Here is a 13153-nt window from a genome sequence, read left to right on the forward strand (position 1 = left end):
GTAGTGTTTTCAGCGGCATCCGCCGATCAGGCTGCAGTGCAGGTTGAAACGCTGGCCGCTTGAACTGGATACCCTGTTCAACGTGGTCCAGCCCACCCTGCGGCTGTATCCAACCCACGCTTCCCCATTGCTTGCCAGGCCTGTGAAGAAAGTCAGGCTGCCGTAACGGCTATTGGTCTGTGCCCATAGGCGCCTGCTCTGCACGTCGTAGCCACGTAAATAAAACGTGCTGCCCTCCGTTCGCACGCTGTAGTAGCCGCCGGCGCGGTCCTGGCAGGCCAGCAGCGTGGCACTGCGTGTGCAAAGGGCGAGTGTAGGGCTGGGAGGTATCGCCAACGCACTGCAGGGCAAGGCGAGCATCAGCAGCATGAGGATGCGTTGCACGGTCATCTGGGGCACTGGCGAGCTCTCGTTTGTCAGGAACAGCTTGGCGAAATTGTATTGTTACTTTATAACATTGTGCAATGCATCGTTTCGAATGCTTCTGCCTGTAGAGGTTTGCCATGTCCGATCGCCTTCCCGTCACCGTGCTCTCCGGCTTTCTGGGGGCCGGCAAAAGCACGTTGCTCAACCATGTACTGCGTAACCGCGACAACCTTCGGGTGGCGGTCATCGTCAACGACATGAGTGAAATCAACATTGATGCCAGCGAGGTGCAGCGCAACGTCAGCTTGAACCGTGCCGAAGAAAAGCTGGTGGAAATGAGCAACGGTTGTATCTGCTGCACCTTGCGCGAAGACCTGCTGGAGGAGGTTGCGCGGCTGGCTGAAGAAGGCCGCTTCGATTACCTGCTTATCGAGTCGACGGGTATTTCAGAGCCGCTACCCGTTGCAGAAACCTTCACCTTCCGGGACGAGCAGGGGCGCAGCCTGTCAGACCTGGCGCGGCTGGATACCATGGTCACCGTTGTCGATGGCCTGAATTTCATGGGTGATTATCAAGCTGCCGATAGCCTGGCCAGCCGTGGCGAAACATTAGGCGAGGAAGACGAGCGCTCGATTACCGACCTGCTCATCGAGCAGGTGGAGTTTGCCGACGTATTGTTGCTGAGCAAGATCGACCTGATCAGCCAGGCAGAACGGGAAGAACTCATCGCGATTCTGCGTAGCCTCAACGCCCGGGCGCAGATTGTGCCTATGGTCATGGGCCAAGTCCCATTGGCCAGGATTCTCGACACCGGCCTGTTCGATTTTGACGAGGCAGCGCAGGCGCCGGGCTGGCTGCAGGAACTGCGCGGCGAGCACGTGCCTGAAACCGAGGAATACGGTATCGCCGCCAGCACATGGCAGGCGCGGCGCCCGCTTCATCCACAGCGCTTCTTCGACTTTATCCACACCCCTTGGACCAATGGGCGCCTATTGCGCTCGAAAGGCTTCTTCTGGCTGGCCAGTAAATATCAGGAGGCCGGCAGCTGGTCACAGGCGGGCGGCATGATGCGCCATGGCTTGGCAGGGCGATGGTGGCGATTCGTACCGAAGGATCAGTGGCCAGAGGATGTGGATAACACCGCTGCCATTCTCAAGCACTGGACGCCTGACACCGGCGACTGCCGGCAAGAGCTGGTGTTTATAGGGCAAAACATCGATTTCGATGAATTATCCACAGCGCTGGATGCTTGCTTGCTCACCGATGAGGAGATGGAACTCGGCCCGATGGGCTGGCTGCGGCTGGATGACCCGTTTGGGCCATGGCTAGAGCAGGCCGCCGCATGAATCAGGCCCTTCAGCTTGTGGATATCCGCCAGGCATTCGGCGATTCTCCTCAGATACTGGCGGATGTGCTGCAGGACGGTGTGAACATGTCTGTGTGGCGCAGGCATCTGCCGCCGCAGTTGGAGGACTTCGCCGCAGTCGTGGTGGGCCTTGGCCCATCACTGGCAGACCAGCGCGTGATCGAGGTGGATGAGCACAGGGCGCCGGTACTTGGCGACCTGTTGGCGGAGGCCGCCGACGTGGAGGGTTACGGGGCCTTCGTCGCTGACGTGACATGGTTGGTCGAGGCCTTCACCTGCCTGCTGGGCGCTCGCCGGGTAGGGCTGCGCATTCGCGTGCTTGAAGGGCCAATGTGCCCACGCTTCCATGTGGATAACGTGCCTGTGAGGCTGCTGTGTACCTACTCAGGGCCGGGGAGTGAATGGCTGGATAGTGACACCAACACACGAGAAGACTTATCCACAGCTGCGGTTGATCTGCACAGCATCAAGCGGTTGCATGCGGGTGAGGTGGCATTGCTCAAAGGTGAGAAGTGGCAGGGCAATGAGGGGGCGGGGCTTGTGCACCGATCACCTGCCGGGCCACAGCGCCGCCTGCTGCTCAGCCTTGACTGGCTGGCGTGACGGCGCATAGTGGGCTACCCCAGCCAGCCATAGATCAGCCATGCTCCACGATATCCCCACCCATGTGATTGCAGGCCCCCTGGGGGCCGGCAAGACCACCCTGATCCGCCACTTGCTGGCACAACGGCCTGCGAGCGAGCGCTGGGCAGTGCTGGTGAACGAATTCGGCTTGGTGGGCCTGGACGCCGCTTTGCTGGCCCGCGACGAGGATGGCGTTGCGATAGGCGAAGTGGCTGGCGGTTGCGTGTGTTGCGTGAGTGGTGTGCCTTTCCAGGTTGGTTTGGGTCGTCTTCTGCGTAAGGCCAAGCCCGACAGGCTGTTCATCGAGCCTTCCGGGTTGGGGCACCCGTTGCAGTTGCTCGATCAGCTGAAAAACGAACCTTGGCAGAATGTGTTGACGGTGCAGCCTTTGATCATGGTGGTCGATGCTCGCTATCTGCTGGTGGATGATCTACTTTCGGATGCACAAAGGCGTGCTCTGGCAGCTTGCGAGCTACTGGTAATCAACAAGTCAGACACTGTGGATGAAAATACTAAGCTGTTGATAAATAAAGAATTATCAACAGTTAAGCTTGCTTGGGTGGAGCAGGGACGCCTGCCTCTGACAAACCTTCCACTGCGCAGTAGCGGCGTTATCCAACAGTCACCTGTGGATAACCAGATTGTCGACAATCTGCACGGCAGGCCCCTGGTCGTCTGGGCGGATCCTACACTGCCACTGTCCATGACGCAGCAGGGGGAAGGCGGCTGGAGCATTGGCTGGCGTTGGCACCCGAGCCAGCAGTTTTATCCACAAGCAATCGCAGCCGCGCTGGAGCGCCTGCCGTGGCGGCGAGCGAAGGGGGTTATCCACACTGCGGCTGGTTGGCAGTCTTTCAATGGGCTGGATGGCAGTGTCCCAGCCTGGCAACCCAGCGATTGGCGCACCGATAGTCGTATCGAGCTGATTTTCGATGAACCGCAACCTGAGGCGTCGCTTCAGGCCGTGTTCGCTGCGTGCCGGGTCAGCTGATCAGTTATGCCAGCGGTTATGCTGCTGGCGCCACTGCTGCATTTCGATGACGTTATCGGTGCGCGGCGGCGTCTTGATTTCGAACGGGTAGGGCGCCAGCTCAATTTGCACGCTGTGCGCGCCGAACTGGGTCACGGTCCCTGGGTGGCGCTGCTCGCCGGTCACGGTGAATTCGAACCCATAGATGCGCGCCAGCCGTTTGCGGCCCTTGGCATCGCGCACGAAGGCGATGCGCTTGAGGGCGACCGCATCGTCCAGCAACTCCAGGTCCAGCTTGGCGCAATGCTGCTTGACCCGTTCCAGGGCTTTTTCGCGCAAGCCGTGGTTGTGCCACAGCCAGGCGCCTGCCGTGGCCACCAGCATCAGCAGGAAGAGGTTCTCCAGGGTCAACATTTGCGTATGCTCCAAACAGGTAGATCCAGCTTAACTGCGTCCCTGGCCTGTCGTACAGGTGGCAATCGAGTTCATACTGCGCAGTCTTGAAACCGCTTTGGAACCCCTGCATGAAACGTACTCCGCACCTGCTCGCCATTCAGTCCCATGTGGTGTTCGGCCACGCCGGCAACAGCGCTGCGGTGTTTCCCATGCAGCGTATCGGGGTCAATGTCTGGCCGCTCAATACCGTGCAGTTCTCCAACCACACACAGTATGGCCAGTGGGCCGGCGAAGTGCTCGCCCCTGCGCAAATTCCTGCGTTGGTGGAAGGCATTTCCAATATCGGGGAGTTGGGCCACTGTGACGCGGTATTGTCCGGTTACCTGGGTAGTGCCGAACAGGGCAGGGCGATTCTGGCCGGTGTGGCGCGCATCAAGGCGGTAAACCCCAAAGCACTGTATGTGTGCGACCCGGTGATGGGGCACCCGGAGAAGGGCTGCAGCGTGCCGCAGGAAGTCAGCCAATTCCTGCTGCAAGAAGCCGTTGGCAAGGCAGATATCCTGTGCCCCAACCAGTTGGAGCTGGACAGCTTCTGCGGGCGCCGCGCGCAGTCCCTGCAGGATTGTGTTGGCATGGCACGCAGCCTGTTGCAACGTGGGCCCAAGGTAGTGCTGGTCAAGCACCTGGCCTACCCGGGGCGTGGCGAAGACCACTTCGAAATGCTGCTGGTAACCGCCGAGCACAGCTGGCACCTGCGCAGGCCTTTGCTGGCGTTCCCGCGTCAGCCGGTAGGGGTTGGCGACCTTACCTCTGGCCTTTTTCTGGCCCGGGTACTGCTGGGCGACAGTTGGGAGCAGGCCTTCGAATTCGCCGCAGCGGCCGTGCACGAGGTGCTGCTGGAAACCCAGGCATGCGCCAGCTACGAACTGCAGCTGGTGCGTGCCCAGGATCGCATCGCTCACCCCCGGGTACGCTTCGAGGCGCAGCCGCTGGCGTTCTAGGTCGCGTCGGTTTTCAGGTTCTGGTAGCGCTTTTCCAGTTCCTGGCGAATCTCACGGCGCTGCTGGCCTTGCAGGAAGCGGCGCTTTTCTTCGCTGGTTTGCGGCTGGCGCGGCGGGACCGACACCGGCCTGCGGTTGTCATCCACGGCCACCATTGTGAAGAAGCAGCTGTTGGAATGGCGTACCGAGCGCTCGCGGATGTTCTCGGTCACCACCTTGATGCCTACTTCCATGGACGTGTTGCCGGTGTAGTTCACCGACGCCAGGAAGGTCACCAGCTCGCCCACGTGCACGGGCTCGCGGAATATCACCTGGTCGACCGACAGGGTCACCACATAGGAGCCGGCATAGCGGCTGGCGCATGCATAGGCCACCTCGTCGAGGTACTTGAGCAGGGTGCCGCCATGTACGTTGCCAGAAAAGTTGGCCATGTCCGGGGTCATCAGGACAGTCATGCTCAGCTGGGCGTTTCCAGGTTCCATAGTGTGCTCACGGTGTGGTTGCGCTGAATCGGGCAAATGGGGGGCGTTATCTTCAGGCATTGCAGTTCCCCTCTCGTTGAGTTGCCAGGCCAATACGGGACGTCGGTGGGCGCGCGGGCGTCACGCCGATACTGCCATCGGCGGCGGTTTCCCGGCCGATCTGTTTCATCATATTGCACTGGCATTTTGCGCCTGGGTGCAATGTTAACCTGAGTACACCCGTGAAACACGGGCCTTCCAGTGTTCAATACAGTCTGTACTGCTTGCTTGGCTTGCCTCGGCGCAGGCGCGGTCTGCCTGGGTATTCACCAAATGACGAGAAAAGGAGTATCGCGCCATGCATGCCATCAGCTTCATCCAGGACCTGGCGGTCATCATGCTGGTCGCGGGCGTGGTCACCATCCTTTTTCATCGCCTCAAGCAGCCTGTGGTACTGGGCTACATCGTTGCCGGTTTCATCATCGGCCCGCATACCCCGCCTTTCGGCCTTATCCACGATGAGGACACCATCAAGACCCTGGCCGAACTGGGGGTGATCTTCCTCATGTTCTGCCTGGGGCTCGAATTCAGCTTGCGCAAGTTGTTCAAGGTTGGCGCTACCGCGTTCATCGCAGCCTTCCTGGAAATCGTGCTGATGATATGGATCGGCTTCGAAATTGGCCGCTGGTTTGGCTGGAACACCATGGATTCGCTGTTCCTGGGCGCCATCCTGGCCATTTCTTCAACCACCATCATCGTCAAGGCGCTCAACGACCTGAAGATGAAAAACGAGCGTTTTGCCCAGCTGATCTTCGGCGTGCTGATTGTCGAGGACATTCTGGGCATCGGCATCATTGCGCTGCTTTCGGGTATTGCCGTCAGTGGCACGGTCAGCTCCGGTGAGGTGTTCTCCACCGTTGGCAAGTTGTCGCTGTTCATGATCGTTGCCCTGGTTATCGGCATTTTGCTGGTACCGCGCCTGCTGGCTTATGTGGCCAAGTTCGAAAGCAACGAGATGCTGCTCATCACCGTGCTGGGCCTGTGTTTCGGCTTCTGCCTGCTGGTGGTGAAGCTGGAATACAGCATGGTGCTGGGGGCGTTCCTGATTGGCGCGATCATGGCCGAATCGCGGCAGTTGCTGAAAATCGAGCGCCTGATCGAACCGGTGCGTGACATGTTCAGCGCCATCTTTTTCGTCGCCATCGGCCTGATGATCGACCCGCAGGTACTGATCGATTACGCCTGGCCCATCGTGGTGATCACCTTGGCGGTGGTGCTGGGCAAGATGCTGTCGTGCGGTATGGGGGCCTTCATTGCCGGTAATGATGGGCGCACTTCGCTACGGGTTGGCATGGGCCTTTCCCAGATTGGCGAATTTTCATTCATCATCGCCGCGTTGGGTATGACCCTGCAGGTCACCAGTGACTTTTTGTACCCGGTAGCCGTTGCCGTCTCGGCCATCACCACACTGCTTACTCCCTACCTGATTCGTGCCGCTGACCCGTTGTCGATCAAGCTGGGCAAGGTGGTGCCTGGTCGTCTGGCCAGGGTGCTGTCGTTATATGGCGAGTGGTTGCGCAGCATCCAGCCCCAGGGTGAGGGTGCCATGGTGGCAGCGATGATACGGCGCATCCTCATGCAGGTCGGGGTAAACCTGGCCCTGGTGATCGCCATCTTCTTCAGTGGCGGTTACTTTGCAGGGCGTATCGGTGCCTGGCTCACGCAATGGGTGGGCGATATCAGCCAGCAAAAGGCGATGATCTGGGGGGCGGCGCTGTTGTTGTCGCTGCCCTTCCTGATTGCGGCCTATCGCAAGCTCAAGGCGCTGTCGATGCTGTTGGCCGAGATGGGTGTGAAGCCAGAAATGGCCGGGCGCCATACCCAACGTGTACGGCGTGTGATCGCAGAGGTGATACCGCTGTTGTCGCTGCTGGTGATCTTCCTGCTGCTCTCGGCACTGTCGGCGAGCATTCTGCCTACCAACGAGCTGTTGCTGATTATCGCGGTGGTTGCGGCGGTAGTGGTGGCGTTGCTGTGGCGCTGGTTCATCCGCGTCCATACACGCATGCAGATCGCCTTGCTGGAAACCTTGGAGAACAGCCGGGAGAACACCCACTAACACCGCATGTAGGAGCGAGCAAAGCTCGCGATGCGCCGCCAGAGCGGCGCCCGCCCCATCCCGCCGCCAAGCCCACTCTTACAGGCCAATCACCCGGCCATTGGCTCAGCTTTCCAGCCAGACATCCCGCGCCCAGTGCCACACCGACTCCCAGCTCTCTTCACCGACCAGCTCCTCGTCGGCATCCCACAACACCACCGTGCCGTCCTCTTCAACGCAGTAGTAGTTCTCGCCATCCTGGCACAGCGGGATCAACTCACGCGGTACGCCGGCGTCCCATGCATTGGCAGCGACTTCAGGCAGGTAGGTGTGCGATTGCGGGTCAGTGACCGTAACAGGCTCCAGTGAGCCGTATACAACGTCACTTACGTTCAACAAGAACTCTTTGAACACAAACGGAATGTTGATGAACAGTTGTTCTTCGATCTCGACCAACAATTCCTCATCCGGAAGCTCGAGGGGCACCGGCACTGGCTCGTTGGCTTCACGGAGTTGTTCGATCACTTCTTCCACGGTTCACTTCCTCAGACCTAGATGACAACGCTGCGGGTTATACCCTAGTAGGCCGCTATGACAAAAGCAAAAACCCCGGGGATGGCCCCGGGGTTTTTGGGTGCAGCGTGCGCGGTTAGCCGTTTTGGCGGATACCGGCAACCAGCCATGGCTGGTTATCGCCTTGGGCGCGAACCATGTGCCAGCTTTCGCTGAATGCCTCACCTTGGTCGAAGCGCGAGTTTTTCGACACGCCGCGGAAGGTCAGGGTAGCGTCGGTGCGGTCGGCGCGATCATCAACACCGTCCAGCTGCACTTCGAGGTTGTCGATATAGGTCGACTGGAAGCCATCACCCAGTTCTGCACGCTCGCGCTTGAGGAACTCGAGCATCTGCGGGGTAACGAACTCGCCGATCTTGTCCATTTCGTTGGCATCCCAGTGCTGCTGCAGCGACTGGAAGTGGTTGCGGGCAGCGGCCAGGAAGCTCTGCTCGTTGAACCAGGCTGGCGCGTTGATCACCGGGGGCGCTGCCGCAGCAGGTGCCGCCGAGCCGCCGAAGATGGAGGGCTGGGCGGGCTGGCCGTACACCTCACGCTGCATCGGCGCATGGCCAGGCGCGGCCATTTGTGGCTGCTGCTGGCGACGTCGTGCGGCAATGAAGCGGAACACCAGGAAGGCAATGAGCGCGACGATGAGGAAGTCCATGATCTGGAAGCCCTCGAAGCCGTCGCCCATGAACATGGACGCCAGCAGGCCACCGGCGGCCAGGCCTGCCAGTGGGCCCAGCCAGCGCGAAGCACCGCTGGCAGCTGCCGGTGCACGGCCAGGCGCGGTCGGCGTGGCAGCGGGCGTGGTTGGCGTAGCTTGACGGGTCTGGTGGATAGGCGCGGAGCCCGAGCTCTTGCCGCCGCCAAAGCGTTTGGCGTTGGCGTCCAGGCTCAGCGTCAGGCCGACGCAAAGCGCCAGTGCGATGCTAAGAAAACGTTGCATAAGTGGGATATCCCCTGTTGTGGATTGCACGCGCGTCATGGTGCACAGGTTCCTGGGCACATGACCAGCGACATAATGTTTCGAGCTTTTGCCTAAATGTTGCAGGGCCGCACCCGCAAGGGACGGCCCAGGGTTCAGATCGCTTCCAGCTTGGCATACCCCAGCATCAACCACTTGCTGCCTTCGTCGAAATTCACCTGAACCCGCGCCTGGGCGCCTGAACCTTCGAAATTCAGGATCACGCCTTCGCCGAATACCGCGTGCTGCACGCGCTGGCCGAGGTTGAACGAGGTCTGCGGGATGTTGGCATTGGCGAACAGGTTGCTGCCGGCAGCTGTTTTGGCCCCGCCGAACGGGCGGCTGACGCTGTTGGACAAGCGCACTTCCTGAACCAGGCCTGCCGGAATTTCACGTACGAACCGTGAAACCTTGTTGTAGGTTTCGCTACCGTAAAGCCGACGCGTCTCGGCATAGCTCATGACCAGCTGACGCATGGCGCGGGTGATGCCCACATAGGCCAGGCGACGTTCTTCTTCCAGGCGCCCAGGTTCTTCCAGGCTCATCTTGTGCGGGAACAGGCCTTCTTCCATGCCCACCAGGAACACGTAAGGGAATTCCAGGCCTTTGGCGCTGTGCAAGGTCATCAGCTGGACGCTGTCTTCATGCTCGTCAGCCTGCGCATCGCCCGCTTCGAGCGAGGCATGGCCGAGGAAGGCGGACAGCGGCGAAAGGTCTGCGTCTTCTTCGGTCGATTCGAAGTTACGCGCCGCGCTCACCAGTTCCTCAAGGTTTTCTACCCGTGCCTGGCCTTTTTCACCCTTTTCTTCCTGGTGATAGATAATCAGGCCCGACTGCTCGATGGTGGTCTGGGTCATGGTGTGCAGCGGCATGTCCGCCACTTTGGCAGCCAACCCTTCGATCAGCTCGATGAACGCGCCAAGTGCACTGGCGGCGCGGCCTTTCAGCGCTTTGGCGGCAATCAGCTGGCACATGGCCTGCCACATTGAAGCCTGGCTGTGACGCGCATGCTCGCGGATGGCCTCGACGGTTTTCTCGCCGATTCCGCGAGGTGGAACGTTGATTACCCGCTCCAGGGCGGCATCGTTGCCCCGGCCCTCGATCAGGCGCAGGTAGGCCATGGCATTCTTGATTTCCGCACGCTCGAAGAAGCGCTGGCCGCCATATATACGGTAAGGAATACGTTCGCGCAGCAGGGCTTCTTCCAGTACCCGCGACTGGGCGTTGGAGCGGTACAGAATGGCGATGTCGCTGCGGGTATTGCCCTGCTTGATCAGGCTTTCGATGGTTTCCACCACGTAGCGCGCTTCATCATGCTCGTTGTAGGCGGCGTACAAGGTGAGCGGTTCGCCTTCACCCATGTCGGTCCACAGCTCTTTGCCCAAGCGCCCGCTGTTGTTGGCGATCAAGGCGTTGGCAGCCTTGAGGATGCCGCCTGTGGAGCGGTAGTTCTGCTCCAGGCGGATCAGCTCGGCGTCTGGGAAATCGGCCGTGTACTGGTGGATGTTCTCGATCTTGGCGCCGCGCCAGCCGTAGATCGACTGGTCGTCGTCGCCCACCGCCATCAGGCTGTCGCCGCCGCGCGCCAGCAGGCGCAGCCAGGCGTACTGCACGGCGTTGGTGTCCTGGAACTCGTCGACCAGCACATGGCGGAAGCGCCGTTGGTAGTGCTCCAGCAAACCGGGGTGGTCCCGCCACAAGTCCAGCGCGCGCAGCAGTAGCTCGGAGAAATCGATGACCCCGGCCCGCTCGCACGCCTGCTCGTAGGCGCTGTACACGTCGCGCATGGTGGACAGGAACAGGTCGCCCCCAGGCTGGATATGCTGCGGCCGCAGGCCCTCGTCCTTCTGCCCGTTGATGAACCACTGTGCCTGGCGTGCCGGCCACTTCTGCTCGTCCAGGCCCAGCTCGCGCATTACCCGCTTGACCAGCCGCTGCTGGTCGTCACTGTCGAGAATCTGGAAGTTCTGCACCAGGCCTGCTTCCTGCCAGTGGGCCCGGAGCAAGCGATGGGCCAGCCCGTGGAACGTGCCCACCCACATGCCCGCCGGGTTGATGCCCAGCAGTTGCTCGATCCGGTGGCGCATTTCTGCCGCCGCCTTGTTGGTGAACGTCACCGACAGGATCGAATGCGGCGAGGCCTGCTCTACCTGGATGAGCCAGGCAATGCGATGAACCAGCACGCGGGTTTTACCGGAACCGGCGCCGGCAAGCACCAGTTGACGCCCGACCGAGGCGGCTACGGCCTGGCGTTGGGCATCGTTGAGGGAGTTCAGCAGGAGGGAGAGGTCGTCTGTGTGCATCCCGCCATTCTAGGGGGAGGCTGACCCGGGGGCAAACGCCTACTGTATGAATATTCACCCCGGCCGACGGCCAGCGGTGGGAAGCCAGGCGGCAGCCGTATGCCACCTGGCTGGCCGTATCAATCGCAGGCCTGGGTCGCCTCGATCTCAACCTTCAACGAGCCGTCGGAATGGATGATTTCCACGATGCTCCATGGGCAAGCGCCCTCGCGAACGTACTCGACGGTTTTTTCCGTCATGACGGCCAAACTGGTTTCCCCGGTATCGACCAGTTGCAGGTGCAAAACTTCCCAGCCCCCGTAGTGGCGAATTTCAGGTACGACGAGTACGGGTTCAAACGCTGGGCTGGGTACGGTGACTGTGCCACTTACACGGAAGCTTTGTTTGCCCCCTGCGGTCTGGTTGTAGGCGACGAAGTCGGTGCATTTAGTCATGGGGTAGCTCCTGGATGGATTGAAAGTAGCGCCTGAGCGCGTCGCTACTTTCCCCCAGTCATGGTGAAGCTTGGATTTGGCAATTCTTCACCCGTGCCAGGTTCTGCCATGACGGGCCAGCAGGCTGTTGGCCTGCTCCGGCCCGTTGTTGCCGGCCGCATAGTGGCGGGGCGCCTGGAAGTGCTCTTCCCAGCCCGCGATGATCGGGTCCACCCACGCCCAGGCGGCTTCCACTTCGTCACGGCGCATGAACAGCGTCGAGTCCCCCTCCAGCACATCCAGCAGCAGCCGCTCGTAGGCTTCCCAGCGGCGGGTCTGGCTGAACACCTGGGCCAGGTTCAGGTTCAGGTCTACCGGCTCCAGCCGCATGCCCTTCCCAGGGGTCTTGGTCATCATGCGCAGGCTGATGCGCTCGTCCGGTTGCAACTGGATCAGCAACTGGTTGACCTGGCCACCGTTGAACAGCTCATGGGGTACCGGCTTGAACTGGATGACGATCTGCGAAGAGCGCCGCGCCATGCGCTTGCCTGTGCGCAGGTAGAACGGCACGCCAGCCCAACGCCAGTTGTCGATGTGCGCCTCGATCGCGACAAAGGTTTCCGTGTCGCTATCGTTATCCACATCCTTTTCGAAGTAATAGGCCATCACTTCCTGGCCGCCGATATGCCCGGCACCGTACTGGCCGCGTACGGTCTTGTCCTGCACATCCTGCCCGGTGATCGGTTTCAGAGCGCGCAGAATCTTCACCTTTTCGTCACGCACCGCTTCTGCCTCGAACTGCGCCGGGGGCTCCATGGCCACCAGGCATAGCAGCTGCAACAGGTGGTTCTGCAGCATGTCGCGCGTCGCCCCCGCGCGGTCGTAGTAGCCGCCGCGGTTTTCTACCCCCAGGGTTTCTCCCACGCTGATCTGCACGTGGTCGACCTGGCTGTTGCGCCATACCGGCTCCAGCAGGGCGTTGGCAAAGCGCAGGGCCATGAGGTTCTGCACGGTTTCTTTGCCCAGGTAATGGTCGATGCGAAACACCTGGCGCTCTTCGAACACTGCACCGATCGACTCGTTGATGGCTGTGGCCGATGCCAGCGAATGGCCGATGGGTTTTTCCAGCACGATGCGCGCTTCACTGTCAGCCAGCCCGGCGATGCGCAGGTGCGTGGCGATAGGCACGAACAGCGAGGGCGCCGTGGCCAGGTAGAAGATACGTGTCAGCCCCCCGGGCTCACCCAGGTAGCGTGCCAGGCGGCCGAAGTCTGCACTTTGCGAGGCATCCATGGCGAAGTAGTCCAGGCGTGCGCAAAAGCGCCGCCAGATTTCATCGTCGAATTCGCTACGGGCAATTTGCGCGCGGCAGTGGCGCTCGGCGAGCTTGAGGTAGTCGTTGCGTGGCAGTTGTCGCCTGGCCAGGGCGATGACCCTGACGGCCGGGTCCAGGCGAGCCTCGCGAAACAGGTGGTAGAGCGCCGGGAGCAATTTGTGCAGGGCCAGATCGCCAGTGCCGCCGAAGACCAGAATGTCGCAAGGAATAGTCAAACCACCACGCTCCACGTTCGTTTAACTGGGCGGGTTGGCGTCCATGTAGTATAACTACAAGAAAGCTACAACCCGGCCAGCC

Annotated in this window: 13 protein-coding genes; 5 read left to right on the forward strand and 8 right to left on the reverse strand. The window is 60.8% G+C overall.

The genetic code is table 11. From position 1 onward, the window contains the following. Window positions 1–9: 9 nt before the first annotated feature. On the reverse strand, window positions 10–390 hold the full coding sequence (locus IAE38_RS06590) for a glutamine synthetase (RefSeq protein ID WP_201162638.1): 381 nt from the start codon (window positions 388–390) through the stop codon (window positions 10–12). Window positions 391–503: 113 nt separating this feature from the next. On the opposite strand from IAE38_RS06590, the gene zigA reads away from it, so the two are divergent. Genes zigA through IAE38_RS06605 form a run of 3 tightly spaced genes read left to right on the forward strand, consistent with a single transcriptional unit; the run spans window position 504 to window position 3347 of the window. Continuing rightward, on the forward strand, window positions 504–1712 hold the full coding sequence (gene zigA, locus IAE38_RS06595; RefSeq protein WP_201216690.1) for a zinc metallochaperone GTPase ZigA: 1209 nt from the start codon (window positions 504–506) through the stop codon (window positions 1710–1712). Then, window positions 1709–2335, forward strand: a complete 627-nt coding sequence (locus tag IAE38_RS06600; protein WP_201162562.1) for a DUF1826 domain-containing protein — start codon at window positions 1709–1711, stop codon at window positions 2333–2335. Before zigA ends, IAE38_RS06600 begins: the two co-directional genes overlap by 4 nt. Window positions 2336–2375: 40 nt before the next feature. Further along, entirely contained in the window at window positions 2376–3347 is a 972-nt protein-coding gene (locus IAE38_RS06605) for a CobW family GTP-binding protein (RefSeq protein WP_201216692.1), read from the forward strand. Here IAE38_RS06605 and IAE38_RS06610 read toward each other — a convergent pair whose 3' ends face one another. After that, complete coding sequence (locus IAE38_RS06610) at window positions 3348–3740, reverse strand: DUF3301 domain-containing protein (protein ID WP_028632835.1); 393 nt, start codon at window positions 3738–3740, stop codon at window positions 3348–3350. 110 nt (window positions 3741–3850) lie between these two features. On the opposite strand from IAE38_RS06610, the gene pdxY reads away from it, so the two are divergent. Continuing rightward, window positions 3851–4723 carry a pyridoxal kinase PdxY gene (gene pdxY, locus IAE38_RS06615; protein ID WP_060480940.1) on the forward strand — a complete coding sequence of 291 codons (873 nt, stop codon included), beginning with the start codon at window positions 3851–3853 and terminating at the stop codon, window positions 4721–4723. Here pdxY and IAE38_RS06620 read toward each other — a convergent pair. Then, window positions 4720–5205 carry an acyl-CoA thioesterase gene (locus tag IAE38_RS06620; RefSeq protein WP_060480939.1) on the reverse strand — a complete coding sequence of 162 codons (486 nt, stop codon included), beginning with the start codon at window positions 5203–5205 and terminating at the stop codon, window positions 4720–4722. The genes pdxY and IAE38_RS06620 overlap by 4 nt on opposite strands. A gap of 337 nt (window positions 5206–5542) precedes the next feature. On the opposite strand from IAE38_RS06620, the gene IAE38_RS06625 reads away from it, so the two are divergent. Further along, the gene (locus tag IAE38_RS06625; RefSeq protein ID WP_028632838.1) at window positions 5543–7303 is read left to right on the forward strand and encodes a cation:proton antiporter; all 1761 of its coding nucleotides are present in this window, start codon (window positions 5543–5545) and stop codon (window positions 7301–7303) included. 105 nt (window positions 7304–7408) lie between these two features. Here IAE38_RS06625 and IAE38_RS06630 read toward each other — a convergent pair whose 3' ends face one another. The 5 genes from IAE38_RS06630 to zwf form a co-directional block, all read right to left on the reverse strand. Beyond that, entirely contained in the window at window positions 7409–7816 is a 408-nt protein-coding gene (locus tag IAE38_RS06630; protein WP_028632839.1) for an SMI1/KNR4 family protein, read from the reverse strand. Window positions 7817–7931: 115 nt separating this feature from the next. Then, complete coding sequence (locus IAE38_RS06635; RefSeq protein ID WP_201216694.1) at window positions 7932–8786, reverse strand: Tim44 domain-containing protein; 855 nt, start codon at window positions 8784–8786, stop codon at window positions 7932–7934. A 134-nt stretch (window positions 8787–8920) separates the two neighbouring features. Beyond that, window positions 8921–11107, reverse strand: a complete 2187-nt coding sequence (uvrD, locus tag IAE38_RS06640; protein WP_028632841.1) for a DNA helicase II — start codon at window positions 11105–11107, stop codon at window positions 8921–8923. 119 nt (window positions 11108–11226) lie between these two features. Next, the gene (locus IAE38_RS06645) at window positions 11227–11541 is read right to left on the reverse strand and encodes a hypothetical protein (RefSeq protein WP_201162571.1); all 315 of its coding nucleotides are present in this window, start codon (window positions 11539–11541) and stop codon (window positions 11227–11229) included. Between the two features lie 87 nt (window positions 11542–11628). After that, window positions 11629–13071 (reverse strand): glucose-6-phosphate dehydrogenase, encoded by a 1443-nt coding sequence (gene zwf, locus IAE38_RS06650; RefSeq protein WP_201162573.1) that lies wholly within the window; start codon window positions 13069–13071, stop codon window positions 11629–11631. Window positions 13072–13153 lie beyond the last annotated feature (82 nt).

This window comes from Pseudomonas sp. S32 (assembly GCF_016648095.1).
In the GTDB taxonomy this organism is placed as follows: Bacteria; Pseudomonadota; Gammaproteobacteria; order Pseudomonadales; family Pseudomonadaceae; genus Aquipseudomonas; species Aquipseudomonas parafulva.